The sequence below is a fragment of the Selenomonas sputigena ATCC 35185 genome (assembly GCF_000208405.1).
In the GTDB taxonomy this organism is placed as follows: domain Bacteria; phylum Bacillota; class Negativicutes; order Selenomonadales; family Selenomonadaceae; genus Selenomonas; species Selenomonas sputigena.
The window spans coordinates 1,815,187-1,830,650 of the sequence record NC_015437.1; the positions used below are offsets into that span (position 1 = coordinate 1,815,187).

Sequence of the window (15,464 nt, forward strand, 5' to 3'; positions counted from 1 at the left end):
CAACTTGCACACCAACGAGAGTATGCTACACTAAGGGTGGCAAACGTGGATAACGTCAAGGCACACGAAAGCCCCCCAAGCTGCCATCTTGGGGGGCTTTCTCGTCTCATTATGCAGAAAGCCATCGTGTCCACTGTATAAATACACAAAGGCAGAAAAAACTTGCATATTTTCTGGCTTTATACTATACTGTCAAAGTACTTTACAATTATTAAAGGAGGAATTTCTTTGTTCAGTTCCATCGGCAGAAAGTATCAGGAAACTGCCTTGATCAAGCTCATCGCCATCGGACTCGTCCTCGGCATCATCGTCGCCGTTGCCTTGCCGCAGGTCGTTCCTGCGATCTCCATCCTCGGCGACCTCTTCGTAAAGGCGCTCAAGGGCGTCGCTCCCGTTCTCGTCTTCGTACTCGTCATGAATGCCATGGCGCAGAAGAACGCGGACGCCAGCGCTTCCATGCGCCCCATCGTGCGCCTCTACATCATCAGCACCTTCCTCGCCTCGATGGTCGCCGTCAGCTACTCGTTTCTCTTCCCGACGACGCTCCATCTCGCCGTCGCCTCATCTGAGGTGTCTCCGCCGAGCGGCATCGTCGAAGTTCTGCACAACCTCATCCTGAGCGTCGTCGACAACCCGCTGCACGCCATCGTGACGGCGAACTACATCGGTATCCTCGCATGGGCTGTGCTCGCGGGCGTCGCACTTCATTCAGCGAACGACTCGACAAAGGAAACGATCGCCGACCTCGCCAAAGCTGTGACGAAAATCGTGCAGTGGGTCATCCGCTTCGCTCCCTTCGGCATCTTCGGCCTCGTCGCGAATGCCATCGGCGAAAGCGGCATCGAAGCGCTCATCGGCTACGCGCAGCTCCTCGCCGTTCTCCTCGCGGCGTTCTTCTCCGTCGCGCTCATCATGAACCCGCTCATCGTCTTCTTGCACATCCGCCGCAACCCCTTCCCTCTCGTCTGGACGACGCTCCGGGAAAGCGGCATCTACGCCTTCTTCACGCGCAGTTCTGCGGCGAACATCCCCGTGAACCTCTCGCTGTGCAAGCGCCTCGGACTGTCGGAGGACACCTATTCGCTCTCCATCCCGCTCGGCGCGACGATCAATATGAGCGGCGCCGCCATCACGATCGCCGTCCTCTCGCTCGCCGCCGCACACACGCTCGGCATCGAGGTTGACATGCCGACGGCGCTTCTCCTCTGCGTCATCTCGACCGTCGGCGCCTGCGGCGCCTCGGGCGTTGCCGGAGGCTCGCTGCTCCTCATCCCCGTCGCCTGCGCGAGCTTCGGTATCCACAACGATGTCGCCATGCAGGTCGTCGGCGTCGGCTTCATCATCGGCGTACTGCAGGACTCGTGCGAAACGGCTCTGAACAGCTCCAGCGACGTCCTCTTCACCGCCACAGCCGAATTTGCCGAACGCGCCAAGGAAGGCACTCTCGAATCTGCCGACCTCGTACCGCGTCACGAAGGCTGAGCGGCATACGATCAAAAAAGCCCATCGCAAGATGGGTTTTTTTATGCGAAGAATAGCCCGCCTGCGTTTCAACAAATATAAAGAAAACCATCTCGATTCCACAATGGATGAACGATTTGGCCGTCGCCAACAACATCGACTTTCCCCAGACCTTGCAAAACGGCCTGCGTCAAGAATTGGGTCTTGAGGCGCGAATATACACAAACTACAAAGAAGCCTGCGCACAAAACTCGTGCACAGGCTTCTTTCAGCATCTGGAGAAAGCTCTGCTTAGAAGAAGTATTCGAGGCGCGTGAAGAACTTGTTCACACCATCCTGATTTCTCTTCGCCAAGTCCTTACCATTGAAGTAAATCATCGAGCCGACAACATTCTTGGCGAACGTATACTGACCGCCAACTTCCCAGCCCTTAGTATTCCAAGGCGCCCCATCGAACGTCGGCGCAAATGCCACAGCACCGCCAACATAGCGATAAGCTGCATAGAGACCGAAGGTACGGGCATTTTCTGGCTCTGCGCCCTTGTAGCCAAGCTCGATATTATAAGCTTTCATGCCATCCCTTCCGGCAAGATATGCTTTTCCTTCATCGCTGGTATTCTTCCAATATCCACCGGAGAGGTATACCGTGTCAACCGGCTTCCACGTCGCGCCAACTCCCCAAATGTCGCTGGCATCGTGCATCTCAAAAGCAGTATTCAGAACCGCTTTCTGATGAATGCGCACATACTCTGCCGCGATATCGAATTTCTCAGAGGGCATCCATTTGAGGTTCACCATCTGCACGTCTGCAGTCGCACTCCCATGAAACCACAGATTTCTTCGGGCATCCTGAACACTATCCTTCACGCCTTCAGCATCTTCCAAATCCCAACGACCAGCAAACAATGTGCCTGCGAATTTCGTTCCCTCACCGAAGGTCACGGACGCACCCGCCAAGTCATCATCAATCAACATTCCCTGCTCCGTGAGAATAGGCATCTTGCCAGCACGGATCACCGTCGTTCCGTAATTTCCCTCGACATAGGCGCGCTTGAGTTCGACAGATCCAGAATCACCCTTGTCCTCTTTCGCATCCCACGTCGCATCGAGACGAGCCTTGACCTTCCAATGGTCGTTGACCGTGGCCTCCGGCTCAAGGCGAAACACCAGCTCATTGGTCGTATCTGCGTCAGCCGCGTCCTCTGCCTTCTGACGCTCGTAGGTGTACTGCAGTTCGCCCGTCCACTTGACGTTGTCAATGCGGCTTTCGAGATTCGAGACGCGAACGCCGAGATTGTTGAGCTCCTCACTGAATTCAGCGGCAAGACGATCGATCATGGCCTTCTGCTGCGCATTGACCTGATCCTCTTTCGCCATGGCCTTTGCGACCATCTGTGCCATCTCATAGCGCGTGATCTCATTCTGACCACGATACGTACCGTCACCATAGCCTTCAATGACACCTTCATCCGCCAATTCGGCAACAGCATCATACGCCCAATGGTCGGCAGGTACATCACTGAACGGATTCGCTGCCGCGAACGTCGTCGAGGCCGCGCCGACGACGAGCGCTGTCGTAAGCGCTGCTGTAAGTGTCTTCTTCATGAGAGACTCCTCCTTTTGAAATAAATGAATCTTGAACATCCTGCAAAGGAGTGAGGAATTCCTCAGAGTATCCATGTTTCCTCAAGCAATCCTCAAGCCCTTTGCTAGTGAGAATGATATCATATATCATAAATGAAAGCAACATGAAAATGAGCAAGATTCATAAGTTAGGACTCTTTCACCAAAATAGATATTTTCCTCTACCATATTCCCCTCTTCGGATGAAGCACACGCGCAGAAATTCACTTCGCCAGCGTTGTGAGTTACGCTTCCGTAAAAACAGCTGCTGCATGAAGCTGTTTTCGCTTCATGCAGCAGCCTTGCTTATTTCATTATCGTTCCACACGAATGTCCTTGATGCCGTAATACTGGCAGAGGCCGTCCTTCGTCACGCCGTTGTCAAAGTCGACGAAGAAGACGTGGCGCAGAGCGCGATTTTTCAAAAGAATGGGTTTCATATAGGCGATCTCCTCGCCATTTTCTGCTGCCTGTTTGACGATGGCGAGGCGCACGTCGTTCTCCTGCTGCATCGCCGCCGTGATGAAGAGCGCAGCGGTCATCGTGAAGATGCCGATGGCTAGAGATCCTGCCAGGAGCGTCCTCTTCGCGCGATTCCACAGGCAGTCGCGGACGATGGGATCGCGCAGCACGGCACAGGCGCCGATAAGAATCATGGCGACGGAGCTGAAAGTCGCCCGCGCCGGAAATGTCGGCGCGGCAATCATGACGAAGTTGTTGAAAAGCGCCAATACGATGAGGAACGCCGCATACCGTGCTGCAGGAAAAGCATGGAGCACACTGCGCCACGGAACCGTTCGAGCACTGGCAAGCGTTTCATGCGAGAAGCCCAAAGCACGCTTCAGGAGACTGTAGAAGAAGAAGATCGCGAGCCAATAGATCGCCATCTCCTCGAATCCCGCCATGACATTGGCAAAGTGCTCGACGGTGCGCGGCTTATCAAGCCCCAGCGGTGCGAGCACATGGGCGACGAGGAAATCGCGCAGAGCAGCGGCAAAGAAACTGCCGTTGAAATAAGAAACGACGAGCAGAACAATGACGGCAAGGCAAAGCATCCTGCCCCAGCCAAAAGCTTGCCTGGGAGGTTCCGGCTTCTCACCGCCAGCCCTTGCACCCTCCGCAAGATGCAGTCGATAGATCCGTCCCGCAGCGATCAGCAGCAAGATGACGGGCAGGAGATAAAGTACCATCTCACCGTTTCCTGCAAACTGGTTGCCGATGTGGATGAGAATTCCCTTGCCGCTTCCCTGCGCGTCGTAGCGCACGAAATTGCCGGGCGCCGCCACGAGCAGCACGAGTCCTGCGAGTGCGCCGAAAGCCCCCGCCGGCATCCAAAGGGGCAAGGCACCCTTGCGTTTCGCCTGCCAAGAAATCCCCGCCGCCAATACGAACACCGTCACGGCAAGATTTTCCACCGACCATCCCGCCAGGACGCCGAGCGCGAACATCGGCGCGATGAGCCAATGTCTTGCAGGCATATCGCTCTTATCGATTTTTTTGAAATGAAGATTGTACGGCACGAAAAAGAGGGCGACGATCGCCCCCGTCCACAAGTAGACGGCAGCGCCGCATTTCCAAACAGCCACCTCGCCAAAATGCGGGAACGAGAGCCAGGCAAGAATCCCCATGGCAGCAAAAATGCCCGGCTCCTGCCAGAAGCGTCCATCGCGCCGCGCATGGATTGTCAGCAATACGATGAACACAAGGAACATCAAGGCGTTGGCAACGTCGAAGATCCCTTTGCCCAAAAGGAGAAAGACGTCGAGAAAGAAGAATGCTGCCATGCGTCCGCCATGCAGCAGGTAATGACGCTGCAAAGATTCCATGACGTCCGAAAGAGAAGCGATGTGCCGCCCCGTCTGCCAGATCATCGAATAGTCATAGTCGTCGCGATGCAGCGGCATGAGATGATTGAGCGCATACATCAGCGCAAAGATTCCCGCCGCCACAAGAACCGTCTGCCAGCATCTTCCTCTCGTCATGCAATCCTTCCTCCCAATGCCTGAAAGTTCACGATCTCAACGCCCTCTTCTGCCGCCAGCTTCGCGACCTTCGGCGAGAGGATCGCGCCAAACTCCGCTTCGAAGTCGTGCTGCCAGCCCGAGGCGCGCACGATTTCCTCGTTCGCCGTGCCCGGATGCATCATGACCTCGGTCACACCTTCTCGAAGGTTCTTGATCGCATGGAGCAACTCCGCCTCATCGACGGCCTCGCCCGCGACGATACCCACGAAATGATTGGGCACAGAAATCCCCGCCTTCCTTGCCAGACTCGCGGCGTTCCTCGCGAGGAGCGCGAGTCCGACGCGTCCTGCGAACTGGCCGATGCCGCCGAACTTTCCGGCAAAGAGCGGCGCAAACGGTGCGCGAAGCGCGGGAATCTTCGCCTCGCGGCAAAGCCCGATGACGATTTCGATGATTCCCGGCAGGACGTGCATGTGCTGATGGCTGTCGGCATGATCGAGGGAAAGTCCCGCCGCCTCAAACTTTTTCAGCTGCGCGGCAAGCTCGGCACGCACCTCCGCCAGGTGCACGCCGCCCTTCGCATAGCGCTTGGAAAAAGCGCCGTAGTTCGGCAAAAAGACGCCGCTTTCATCGACGAGCGACGGAATCTCCTCGGGCGGCAGGACGGGAAAACCATCGACCAGCGTGAAGTGTATGCCGAGACCGAGTTTCGGCAGGCGACGCACGCGCTCCGCTGCGTCCTCGAACGCCGCAGCGCCCGCCATCAGCGTCGCCGAACGCAGTACGCCCATCTCGACACCCTTTTCCACCGCCTCATTGATGCGCACATGGCGACCGAAATCATCGGCATTGACGATCATCCGCTTCAATATTTCCTCACATCCATTTCATACAGGACAGATTTTTTCTTCGTACATCTTGATTATACCGCAAGAAGAAGATGTTTTGCAAACGGCAGGGAATCGCAGGCGAAGGTCGAATATAGAAATATATATGAGAAATTCAAGGGAGGATTCATCCGTGACAAAAGAGGATTTTGATGCGCTCGTCGCCCTTGTGCTCGCGAGCAAGAGGAAACCGCCCGAGGCGCTTTTTGCGAGCGGCTTCGGCGACTGGCATGCGCGCGCACGGCTCGGCCATTTTCTTGCCATGCAGGAAATCGGCAAAGCACAGGAGGCGCGGGAGCTTTTCTGCTCCGTTCTCGACGAGGACGTCGACGAGAGAAACAGCGAGGATATTGAGGAAAAGGTCTTCGCCCTGCAGCGCCTCAGCGAAATCGAGCATGCGGCGAAGGAGCACGAAGATGCGCTCGCCCATATAAACCTCGCGATCGAGCTTGCCGAGGAGACGGACTATCTCTACAAGTTCATCCTGCGCGGCGAACTTTGGGCAGCGCGCTGGAACATCCTGCATGCGATGGGACGCGCCGCCGAAGCCGAAGCCGAATGCGACGAGCGCATCGCCGCCTACGAGGATATTCCCGTCAAGCACAACAGCTATCTCTATTACGGCTACCGCTTCAAGGCACAGCTCGCCGCCGAGCGCGGCGTCGTCCTCGTCGCAAAGGACTACATGCACATGGCGCTTCACGAGATGGAGATTCCCGCAGAATACGAAGACGCACTCGAAAAGGCGTTCTCCGCCACGCATGAGAACGCCTCTTGGATCTTGAACGAAATCGACCGCGCAACACCGCGCCCCGAGCTTCTTTCTTGGGATATTTAGGGCACCCGATCACTCGGGCGCATCGAACGCTTGATTCGCACACTTCTTCAAAGCACTGCTTTTTTTGCGCCGCTGCCCGAAGAATCGCTTCATGATGGCTCTGCATTCGTCCTCTAGGACGCCTGCACGCATCTCCAGCTGATGGTTGAGCGCGGGATGGCGGACGATGTTGAAAAGCGACTCACACGCGCCCGCCTTTGCGTCCGTCGCACCGTAGACGACGCGATCGACGCGGCTCATGACGAGCGCGCCCGCACACATCGGGCAAGGCTCGATCGTAACGTAGAGCGTCAGCCCCGAAAGACGCCAGCGGCCAAGCTTCCTCGCCGCTTCCTGCAGGGCGATGATCTCGGCATGTGCTGTGCCATCGTGCCAGGTTTCGCGCATATTGTGCGCACGCGCGACGACCGTGCCATCCGCATCGACGAGCACGGCGCCGATGGGCACCTCGCCCGCCTGGAAAGCCTCCTGCGCCTCCTTGAGCGCCTCCTTCATAAAAGCGATGTCATCCAGCATGGATTCGGCTCGCAAGCCCGCGCAGGTCGAGCGCCTGCCGGTTCCGATAGAAAAGCGACTGCGTAGCACGGTGCACATCGAGATGGTAGGCGTCCTGCACAGCAGCCTGCTCCTTTTCCTCGCGATTCTTCTTATTCTTCTCCATCGCCGACTCGAGCATGCGCTTGAAGTTTTCCTTCTTGTTCCCGCTCTCGCCGTCCTTCGCCTCGCGGCGACGTACATCATAGACGGCGCCCTTCATGCGTGCGATCCTTTCAACCTTGTCAATCATGGCGGACACCTCCTGAAAATGAAAAAGGATTCCATTAAAGGAAAATCGTTTTCCCTTATGCTTCTTATATCGTTCAAAATAGTCTGCAACTTAATAAAAAACCTACGTTTCTTAGGCTTTTTGTCTTATTAGATTTCTCCAAGAAAGGAGTCATTCATGACCACAGTTCAACCACAAAACACACTTCCTGCCGATACGGCGCAGCTGACCTACCGTTTCCTCGCGGCAGTCTGCCTCATCGTCTTCCTGCTCTGGCTCGCAGGACTCGTCTTCCTTGAGCCCGATCCCTACGCGCTCTACATCTTCACAGGAATCATTCTCGCCGTCGTCACGCTGGCCGCCGGAAGCAGTGCACGCGGACCGAAGGCAGCCACGATGAAAAGTTCGGAAAAAGTCGAATTTCTCAAGAGTCTGCCCGAATCCTTCCAGATCTTCACGAACGTGAGCATCGGCGTGCGCACGAACCTCGATGCCGTCATCGTCGGGGCGAACGGCGTCTTCATCGTCGACGTCAAGACCCGCTCGGGCAAGATCGAGCCGACGGCAGGCAGCGACTGGATTCGTCACAAGGTCGGCAGCAAGGGCACGCCGTATCGCGTGCCGATGAAGAATCCCCTGCAGCAGATGAAGCGCAACATCCGCGAACTGCAGTCGTATCTCGCCTCCTGCGGCGTTCGCCCGTGGATCGACGGCAGCGTCTGCTTCACGCGTGCAGAATTCGAAGAACAAATCGAGGGCTGCTACACGTCGGAAGATGCGGTGCTCGATCATATCAAGAGCTTCCCCGACGAGCATCCGCTGTCCGATGAAGAACAAACGAAGGTTGCCGCAGCGCTTGCGGAACGACTGTAACCTGCACACGTCAATACTCGCTTTGCGTGCAGGAAAAAAGGAGCCGGCCGGCTCCTTTTTTCATATCCCTTTCACGCTTTCCGGCAGATGGAACTTCATCACGTCGCCTCCGCCTGCAGGCTGTATCGTCAGCACGGAGGGATGCTCGTCCGCGTCGAGCTCGAAGACGAGGCTCGCCGTCGCCGCTGCACCCGGCGGGATGTCGACGGCGTTGAACACGGGCGTCTGCCGCGCAGCGAGAGCCGCCATGCCGTCCTTCGATACACTGTGCCGCTCCTGATCGCTGTCCGTGAGCGATATGCCCTGCGGCACGACGCTCACGGGCTGCTTGTCGGCATTCGCGATCGAAGCCTTGACGATGAGGAACGGCCCATCCTCCTTTGCGCCCTCGATCGATTCGACGCGCTTCGCCTCCAAGATCATGACCTGCAGCGAATACGGACTCTTGCCTTCCTTCTTTTCCTTGTCCTTGTCCGCTTCTTCCTTCGCCTTTTCCTGCGCTTCCTTCACGTCCTTGGCGTCCACAGCGGCCGCTTCTCCGCCATTCGCCGCCTTCCCTTCCTGTGCCTTCTCCTGAGACGATGTGCTCGCCGCCTGCTGCGAACTGCCTGCAAGAAGCCTTGCACTGCCGCCCGCAAAGAAGAACCAATAGCCGCCAACGCAAAGGACGACAGCCGCCAGCGTGATGGCGGCGAATCTCCCTGCCAAAGCCTTCATACATCCACTCCCCTTTTTCCACTCTTATGACATTATATCGTCAAAAAAGCCATTTTCCCAAAGAAAAAGCTCCCGCAAGATGCAGGAGCTTTTTTGACGTATGAGAGATTACTTCAGCGCATCGCCGAGCTTCGAGTTCGTGTCGCGTGCAGCGGCAACGCTCTCCGCGAACTTCGCCTTCTCCTCGTCGGAGAACTGAACCTCGATGATCTTCTCGCAGCCGCCCTTGCCGAGGATGACGGGCACGCCGATCGCGAGATCCTTCTCGCCGTACTCGCCGTCCAAGCCGACGCAGCACGGAATGAGCTTCTTCGCATCGAGAGCGATCGCCTCGACCATCATCGCCGCCGCAGCGCCCGGAGCCATCCATGCGGACGTGCCGAGGAGCTTCGTGAGCGTTGCGCCGCCGACCTTCGTCTTCTCGACGACGTCCGTCAGCGCTTCCTTCGAGAGGAGCTGCGTCACGGGGACGCCGCGCAGCGTAGCATGGCTTACGAGCGGAACCATCGTCTTGTCGCTGTGGCCGCCCAGAACCATGCCGTCGATGTCCGTCGGCGTCGCAGGATAGCCGGCTTCCGTCAATGCGACGGAGAGGTAATAGCGGAAACGGCTGCTGTCGAGCATACCGCCCTGACCGAGGATGCGGTTGCGCGGCAGGCCGGAATCCTTCAGCGCCAAGTACGTCATGGCGTCCATCGGGTTGGAGATGATGATGAAGTACGCATCGGGGGAGAACTTCAGAGCCTGATCGACAACGCTCTTGACGATCTTTGCGTTGACGCCGATCAGATCCTCGCGGCTCATGCCCGGCTTGCGCGGCATGCCGGACGTGATGACGACGACCTCGGAACCCGCCGTAGGAGCATAGCCGTTCGGATCGTCCGGCAGAGCCGTGACGCCCTTCACCGTCGTGTCAAAGTTCAGCATGTGAGCCGTCTGCATGATGTCGATGGCCTTGCCTTCAGGCACGCCTTCCTTGATGTCAACGAGGACGACCTCGCTGCAGAACGCCTTCGTCGCAAGAACGTTCGCAACGGTAGCTCCGACATTACCTGCACCAACAACTGTTACTTTCATGTAAAATCTGCCTCCTTTGAAATTCGGCGAGGCATCCCCCACTTGCCGGGACGCATCTCCAGTGCTTGGATGATAAATAAAACCCAAGTTCATCGCCTTTGATTATACCAAAATTTACAGAAATAATCAATTTGTTTCATGCAAATTTTGATGAAATCATTACTCCCATTTATCCGTATGCGCAAAGGCTATGCTTGCTCTTCAAACATATCCTTGCCCACACCGCACAAGGGACAGACGAAGTCCTCCGGCAGATCTTCAAACTTCACGCCCGGAGCGAGATCATAGTCAGGATCTCCCTGCGCCTCATCGTACACCCAGCCGCAAACCGTGCAAGTCCAAGTTTTCATAAGAAATTCCTCCTTGTCAGAATGAAATCTTCGGGGCAGCGCCCCGCTACGCTCCTATGATACTATGCACGGTCAGACAAAGCAAGCGTTTTGAAAATCATATTTTGAAATTCTTGATGTCGTCCGTGAACGACACGGCGATCTTCTGGAAATCCTGGATCTTTTCCATCATGTCCTGCAGTTTCCCGTGATGATCGCCCACCGTCTCGTTGACGGACTTTGCTGCAGCGGAATTCTCCTCGGAAAGTCCTGCGACATTTTTCACCTGTCCGATGGCATCATTCATGCGTCTCATCTCGTCGTTGAGACGCTCTATGATGCCGCCGATGCTCGCCGACACCTCGCGGATATTCGCGACGAAAGCGTTGTTGCTCTCAACGACCTGCACGAGTTCTCCGCTCTCCTTGCCGAGCGCATGGTATTCCGTGTCGATGCTCGCGACGACGTCATTGATGATGCGCGTGATGTTGCGCACGTCAGATGTGATCGTGTCCGCCTGATCGCGCGATTCGGCGGCGAGCTTGCCGATCTCCTGCGCGACGACGGCAAAGCCCCTGCCCTGCTCGCCGGCGCGCGCCGCTTCGACCGAAGCGTTGAGGGCCAGGAGATTCGTCTGCGAGGCGATTTCCGTCACCATGTTGGCGATGGAGATGATCTTCTCCGTCTCACTCTTCAAGGAGTCGGCGGCGTTGCGCACGGCGGCGAAGTTTTCCATGCTCCTGCCCAGCGCATCGCTGGAGGCACGCACGCCGTCGAAGCCGAGCGCCACATTTTCCACGGCTTCCGCAAGGCTTCGATTGTTCTTCTCCTGCGAGGAGACGACCTGCTGCAGCGCCTCGACGTTTCGGTTCAGAACCTCGGCCACCTGCCCCGTCGAAGAAGCGCTCTCTGTCGTCGCTTCCGACACGCTGTCGACGACCTCCGCGATGTGGGCGGAAGCATGACTCATGTTGCTCGCCAGTTCATTGAACTTGCCGCCATAGGCGATGAGTTCATCCCCCATGCCGCGAAATCCGGTGAAGTCTGCACGCACCGACTTCTTGTAGGCGTCGATCAGCGCCCCCAGCTCCTCAAATTCATCGCGCGAAGTCAGCACGAGATCAGCGGAGAAGCGATGCTCGGCGATGTCCGCAAGCTCGCGGCGCAAAAGGCGCAGCGGTGCGAGCAGCAAAAATGCGCTGGCGCCGCCCACGATGCCCATGAGAAGGGGAAAAGCGAATACGACAGAAGATGTGCCGAAAAGCCAAAAGAGCACGCTGAGCACGAGCGATGCGGCGAAGGACATGATGGCGAACTTGACGGGCAATGAACGAGAAAACAGGCCAAGCGCACAGCTGAACGAAAATCTCCGTTTTTCCAATATGCGCTCCTTGAAGCGCAGCCGCAGGCGCACGACGCCAGTCCCTTCCTCCACGACATTGACCTCGACCGGCTCCTTGAAGTAGTCGATCGCGCCCTTCAACAGGCCGCGGAAGTACGGAATGAGGCTGCGCTTCGACTTGTAAAGAAGCTCCGCCTCGTGCTCGGACAGCGGCGTCACCTTCAAGAGCGGCGGATTCGCGCCCGGAATCTTCTTGACGATTTCCACATGCACGTTGTAGATGGAAGCGAGGAACGTATAGATGTTCTTGCCTTCAAAAAAGGACGGATATACAGCGGCAAAGGTCAGGACGTTGTCGCGCCCCAATTCGTACCAAACATCATCCGGCGTCTGCCCCGTATGCCTTGCCAGAGCATCGACAAAGGTGCGGATCTCACTGTCCGGCACATCTTCCAACGGGGTGAAGATGCGGCCCGGCGCCCATCCCGCCTCCCGGCATGATTCTTGGACGGCCGTTCCATCCCAAAGCTTCTGCGCCGTATCCATCCACGTCGCCACAACAGTTCCCTTCATGATCCGCTCCTCTTCTTTCATCATATCCTGCGGCGCATTTCCTTTCCTCTCCTGCCCTTCTTATGCTATACTGACAACAAACAGCAAGGGGAGGATTTTCATGTCCGCATTTTCCAAGACGATGCGCCGTCACTTCTTCACACGCGAGTTCCTATTGTTTCTCGCCGTCGGCTGCCTCAACACGTTCAACGGCAGTCTGCTCGCCAAAATTTTCGAGCTTCTCGTCGATACGAATCTCGCGTTCAACATCGGCTACATCCTCGCAAACATCATCGCCTACGCGCTCAACAGCCGCTTGATCTTCCACGAACCGATGACGCTCCAAAAGTGTGTGAAGTTCGCGATTTCCTATATTCCGAACTATGTGATTCAGAACGTCATCGTCTTCCTCTTCTACAACCAGCTCGGCTTTCCCAGTCTCGCGGCTTTCATATTAGCCGCCGTCCTCGGCGTGCCCATCACCTTCCTCGCCGTAAAGCTCTTCGCCTTCGGCAGGAAGTGAGCCGCCCTCAAAAAGCTCCTTCATTCACCTTCATACCAGCAAAAGATCGCCTGCGTGCCGCAGTCTTCCATGCCTCGCGCGGAAAGCTCCTCGTAGAGCTTCTTGGCGAGCTTGAGTCCCGGAAGGTCAAGCCCCATCTCCTCAGCCGATTCGACGGCGATGCGCATGTCCTTGAGGAAATGCTTGATGAAGAAGCCCGGCGACCAGTCGCCCGCGAGCATCTTCGGCGCGAGATTCGTCAGCGACCACGAGCCTGCCGCGCCGCCTGCAATCGTCTGCTGCACCGCCTCAGCGTCCAAGCCGCTCTTCTTCGCATACGCCATGGCCTCGGCAACGCCGAGCATGTTCGAGGCGATGGCGATCTGGTTGCTCATCTTGACGAACTGCCCGCTGCCCGCCGCACCGAAATAATGCGCGGTCTTTCCCATGGCGGCGAAGAGGTCTTTGCACCTCTCGAATGCTTCTCGCTCTCCGCCGACCATGATGGCGAGCGTCGCGTCCCTCGCGCCGATGTCGCCGCCCGAGACGGGCGCATCGAGCGCGGCGACGCCCCTTTCCTTCGCCGCAGCGAAAATCTTCTTGGCGAGCGCAGGGCTTGACGTCGTCATGTCGATGACGATGCCGCCCTCCTTCGCTGCGAGAACACCTTCAGCGCCCAGGTAAATCTCCTCGACGTCCTTCGGGTAGCCGACGATGGAGATGACGATGTCCGCCTCCTTCGCCAGTTCTTTTGGCGAGGCCGACCAAGCCGCCCCTTCCTCGATGAGTTTCTTCGCCTTTTCCTTCGTGCGCGTGTAGACGCTGACGGGATAGCCGGCCTTCATGAGATTCCTCACCATACTGCTTCCCATGACGCCCGTTCCGATAAAACCGATTTTTTCTCTTGCCATACGATTCATCCTCCCTTGAAAAACGCGGTTACGTCCCGCACTTTCCTGGATGCTTCTTCCTGTTTCCTACATATTGCAAATCCCCGCCGCCTGCCGCTGCTGCGGAGTGTCGGGGATTCTTCTCTCCTCTCACGGACGGAAATACGGACTCCGCCTGCGCTGCGCCTTGGGACGCCCGATGACCTCGGCGAGTACGACCGCCTGCAGCAGGCCGGCGGGCGCAAGATCGAGCGCGAGGGCACGGGGGCGCGCTGCTTCTTCCGGCGAATTCTGCAGCTTTTTTCCCCTGTTTTCCGCATGGCGCAAAGAAGCGGACGAGCGGGCAGCAGAAGCAGACTCAATTTCGGAGAGCGCCTCGCTCGGTACATCGCTCGTCTCAACCGCTGCCGCCCGCTCGTCCAAGAAGCGGCGCAGCAAATCCCGTACTTCTGCGGGATTCTCGGCCATGACCTGCGTCGTTTCAGGCGTTCCTCCCATTTCGTCCGGAGATGCCGAGGATTCCGGCGCTTTCTGCCGACGCGCCTCTTTTTTCTTCTTGTCCAACAGACTTTTTACGAGGAGGAATATGACGAAGAGGACGATGCCCGTGACGCTCATGCCGACTGCCTCCTTCCCTCTTCCATCTTACTTCGCCGTATGCGGCGAATTCGCGCCCGCCTCGCTGATCGCCGTGCGCATGTCGGTGTCTGCCTGCACGTTGCGCAGGTTGTAGTAGTCCATGACGCCGAGGTTGCCGCTCTTCAAGGCTTCCGCCATCGCGTGCGGCACTTCCGCCTGCGCCTCGACGACCTTCGCTTCCATCTCCTGCGTGTAGGCCTTCATCTCCTGCTCCTTGGCGACCGCCATGGCGCGGCGCTCCTCGGCCTTCGCCTGCGCGATGCGCTTGTCGGCCTCCGCCTGATCGGTCTGCAGCTCCGCACCGATGTTGCGCCCGACGTCGACGTCCGCGATGTCGATGGAGAGAATTTCAAATGCCGTCCCTGCGTCAAGCCCCTTGCCGAGCACGGTCTTCGAGATGACGTCGGGGTTCGCGAGCACCTCGCCGTGGCTCGCCGAAGAGCCGACCGTCGTGACGATGCCCTCGCCGACGCGTGCGATGATTGTCGGCTCGCCCGCTCCGCCGACGAGGCGGTCAATGTTGGCTCGCACGGTCACGCGCGCCTTGATTTTCAACTCGATGCCGTTCATGGCGACAGCGGAGACGATCGGCGTCTCGATGACCTTGGGATTGACGCTCATCTGCACGGCGTCGAGCACGTCGCGTCCCGCAAGGTCGATGGCAGCCGAGCGCTCGAACGGCAGGGGAATCTGCGCGCGGTGCGCGGCAATCAGGGCGTCGACGACCTTGTCGACGTTGCCGCCCGCAAGGTAGTGCGCTTCGAGCTGGTTGACCTGCACATCAAGCCCCGCCTTGTTCGCCTTGATGAGCGGCATGACGATCTTGCCGGGCGGCACGCGGCGCATGCGCATGCCAATGAGCGTGATGATGTTCACGGGAACGTTCGCTGCAATCGCCGAAATCCAAAGCCCGATGGGCACGAAGTGCAGGAACACCATGACGACGAGGACAGCGACGACGAAGAGAAATGCCAATGCTATGACGCCTTCCATAAAGAACCCTC

At 57.6% G+C, this 15,464-nt stretch carries 17 protein-coding genes; 5 read left to right on the plus strand and 12 right to left on the minus strand.

Annotation, left to right across the window (positions count from 1 at the left end; all coding sequences use genetic code 11):
* Positions 1–228 precede the first annotated feature (228 nt).
* Together sstT and SELSP_RS12280 are read left to right on the plus strand one after the other, a co-directional pair.
* A complete protein-coding gene (gene sstT / locus SELSP_RS08330) occupies positions 229–1,482 on the plus strand; it encodes a serine/threonine transporter SstT (RefSeq protein ID WP_013740922.1) in 1,254 nt (417 codons plus the stop codon).
* Between the two features lie 107 nt (positions 1,483–1,589).
* On the plus strand, positions 1,590–1,778 hold the full coding sequence (locus tag SELSP_RS12280) for a hypothetical protein (RefSeq protein ID WP_169311129.1): 189 nt from the start codon (positions 1,590–1,592) through the stop codon (positions 1,776–1,778).
* Here SELSP_RS12280 and SELSP_RS08335 read toward each other — a convergent pair.
* The 3 genes from SELSP_RS08335 to SELSP_RS08345 all read right to left on the minus strand — a co-directional run bounded on the left by SELSP_RS08335 (position 1,753) and on the right by SELSP_RS08345 (position 5,908).
* The gene (locus SELSP_RS08335) at positions 1,753–3,066 is read right to left on the minus strand and encodes an S-layer homology domain-containing protein (RefSeq protein ID WP_013740923.1); all 1,314 of its coding nucleotides are present in this window, start codon (positions 3,064–3,066) and stop codon (positions 1,753–1,755) included. The genes SELSP_RS12280 and SELSP_RS08335 overlap by 26 nt on opposite strands.
* A 332-nt stretch (positions 3,067–3,398) precedes the next feature.
* Positions 3,399–5,066: a DUF3329 domain-containing protein gene (locus SELSP_RS08340; protein WP_006191377.1), complete on the minus strand. Its 1,668-nt coding sequence runs from the start codon at positions 5,064–5,066 to the stop codon at positions 3,399–3,401.
* Complete coding sequence (locus SELSP_RS08345) at positions 5,063–5,908, minus strand: ChbG/HpnK family deacetylase (RefSeq protein WP_006191376.1); 846 nt, start codon at positions 5,906–5,908, stop codon at positions 5,063–5,065. Before SELSP_RS08345 ends, SELSP_RS08340 begins: the two co-directional genes overlap by 4 nt.
* Positions 5,909–6,068: 160 nt before the next feature.
* Here SELSP_RS08345 and SELSP_RS08350 point away from each other — a divergent pair, with 160 nt between their 5' ends.
* Positions 6,069–6,773, plus strand: a complete 705-nt coding sequence (locus tag SELSP_RS08350; protein ID WP_013740925.1) for a hypothetical protein — start codon at positions 6,069–6,071, stop codon at positions 6,771–6,773.
* Between the two features lie 9 nt (positions 6,774–6,782).
* On the opposite strand, the gene tadA is transcribed toward SELSP_RS08350, so the two are convergent.
* Together tadA and SELSP_RS08360 are read right to left on the minus strand one after the other, a co-directional pair.
* A complete protein-coding gene (gene tadA, locus SELSP_RS08355) occupies positions 6,783–7,289 on the minus strand; it encodes a tRNA adenosine(34) deaminase TadA (protein WP_006191373.1) in 507 nt (168 codons plus the stop codon).
* Positions 7,279–7,560, minus strand: coding sequence for a hypothetical protein (locus SELSP_RS08360; RefSeq protein ID WP_006191372.1), 282 nt, complete (start codon positions 7,558–7,560; stop codon positions 7,279–7,281). Before SELSP_RS08360 ends, tadA begins: the two co-directional genes overlap by 11 nt.
* 156 nt (positions 7,561–7,716) lie before the next feature.
* On the opposite strand from SELSP_RS08360, the gene SELSP_RS08365 reads away from it, so the two are divergent.
* On the plus strand, positions 7,717–8,412 hold the full coding sequence (locus SELSP_RS08365; protein ID WP_006191371.1) for a nuclease-related domain-containing protein: 696 nt from the start codon (positions 7,717–7,719) through the stop codon (positions 8,410–8,412).
* Between the two features lie 60 nt (positions 8,413–8,472).
* On the opposite strand, the gene SELSP_RS08370 is transcribed toward SELSP_RS08365, so the two are convergent.
* From SELSP_RS08370 to SELSP_RS08385, 4 genes are all read right to left on the minus strand, one after another.
* Positions 8,473–9,129 carry a DUF4352 domain-containing protein gene (locus tag SELSP_RS08370; RefSeq protein WP_006191369.1) on the minus strand — a complete coding sequence of 219 codons (657 nt, stop codon included), beginning with the start codon at positions 9,127–9,129 and terminating at the stop codon, positions 8,473–8,475.
* Positions 9,130–9,237: 108 nt separating this feature from the next.
* On the minus strand, positions 9,238–10,206 hold the full coding sequence (locus SELSP_RS08375; RefSeq protein ID WP_013740926.1) for a malate dehydrogenase: 969 nt from the start codon (positions 10,204–10,206) through the stop codon (positions 9,238–9,240).
* Between the two features lie 188 nt (positions 10,207–10,394).
* Positions 10,395–10,556, minus strand: coding sequence for a rubredoxin (locus SELSP_RS08380; protein WP_006191366.1), 162 nt, complete (start codon positions 10,554–10,556; stop codon positions 10,395–10,397).
* A 97-nt stretch (positions 10,557–10,653) separates the two neighbouring features.
* Complete coding sequence (locus SELSP_RS08385; protein ID WP_006191364.1) at positions 10,654–12,474, minus strand: heme NO-binding domain-containing protein; 1,821 nt, start codon at positions 12,472–12,474, stop codon at positions 10,654–10,656.
* A 76-nt stretch (positions 12,475–12,550) separates the two neighbouring features.
* Between SELSP_RS08385 and SELSP_RS08390 the strand changes: the two genes are divergently transcribed.
* Entirely contained in the window at positions 12,551–12,952 is a 402-nt protein-coding gene (locus SELSP_RS08390; protein ID WP_006191362.1) for a GtrA family protein, read from the plus strand.
* A gap of 20 nt (positions 12,953–12,972) precedes the next feature.
* On the opposite strand, the gene SELSP_RS08395 is transcribed toward SELSP_RS08390, so the two are convergent.
* The 3 genes from SELSP_RS08395 to floA all read right to left on the minus strand — a co-directional run bounded on the left by SELSP_RS08395 (position 12,973) and on the right by floA (position 15,453).
* Positions 12,973–13,851 carry an NAD(P)-dependent oxidoreductase gene (locus SELSP_RS08395; protein WP_071585608.1) on the minus strand — a complete coding sequence of 293 codons (879 nt, stop codon included), beginning with the start codon at positions 13,849–13,851 and terminating at the stop codon, positions 12,973–12,975.
* Between the two features lie 120 nt (positions 13,852–13,971).
* The gene (locus SELSP_RS08400) at positions 13,972–14,439 is read right to left on the minus strand and encodes a large conductance mechanosensitive channel protein MscL (protein WP_006191359.1); all 468 of its coding nucleotides are present in this window, start codon (positions 14,437–14,439) and stop codon (positions 13,972–13,974) included.
* Positions 14,440–14,466: 27 nt separating this feature from the next.
* Positions 14,467–15,453 carry a flotillin-like protein FloA gene (floA, locus tag SELSP_RS08405; RefSeq protein ID WP_006191357.1) on the minus strand — a complete coding sequence of 329 codons (987 nt, stop codon included), beginning with the start codon at positions 15,451–15,453 and terminating at the stop codon, positions 14,467–14,469.
* Between the last annotated feature and the right edge of the window lie 11 nt (positions 15,454–15,464).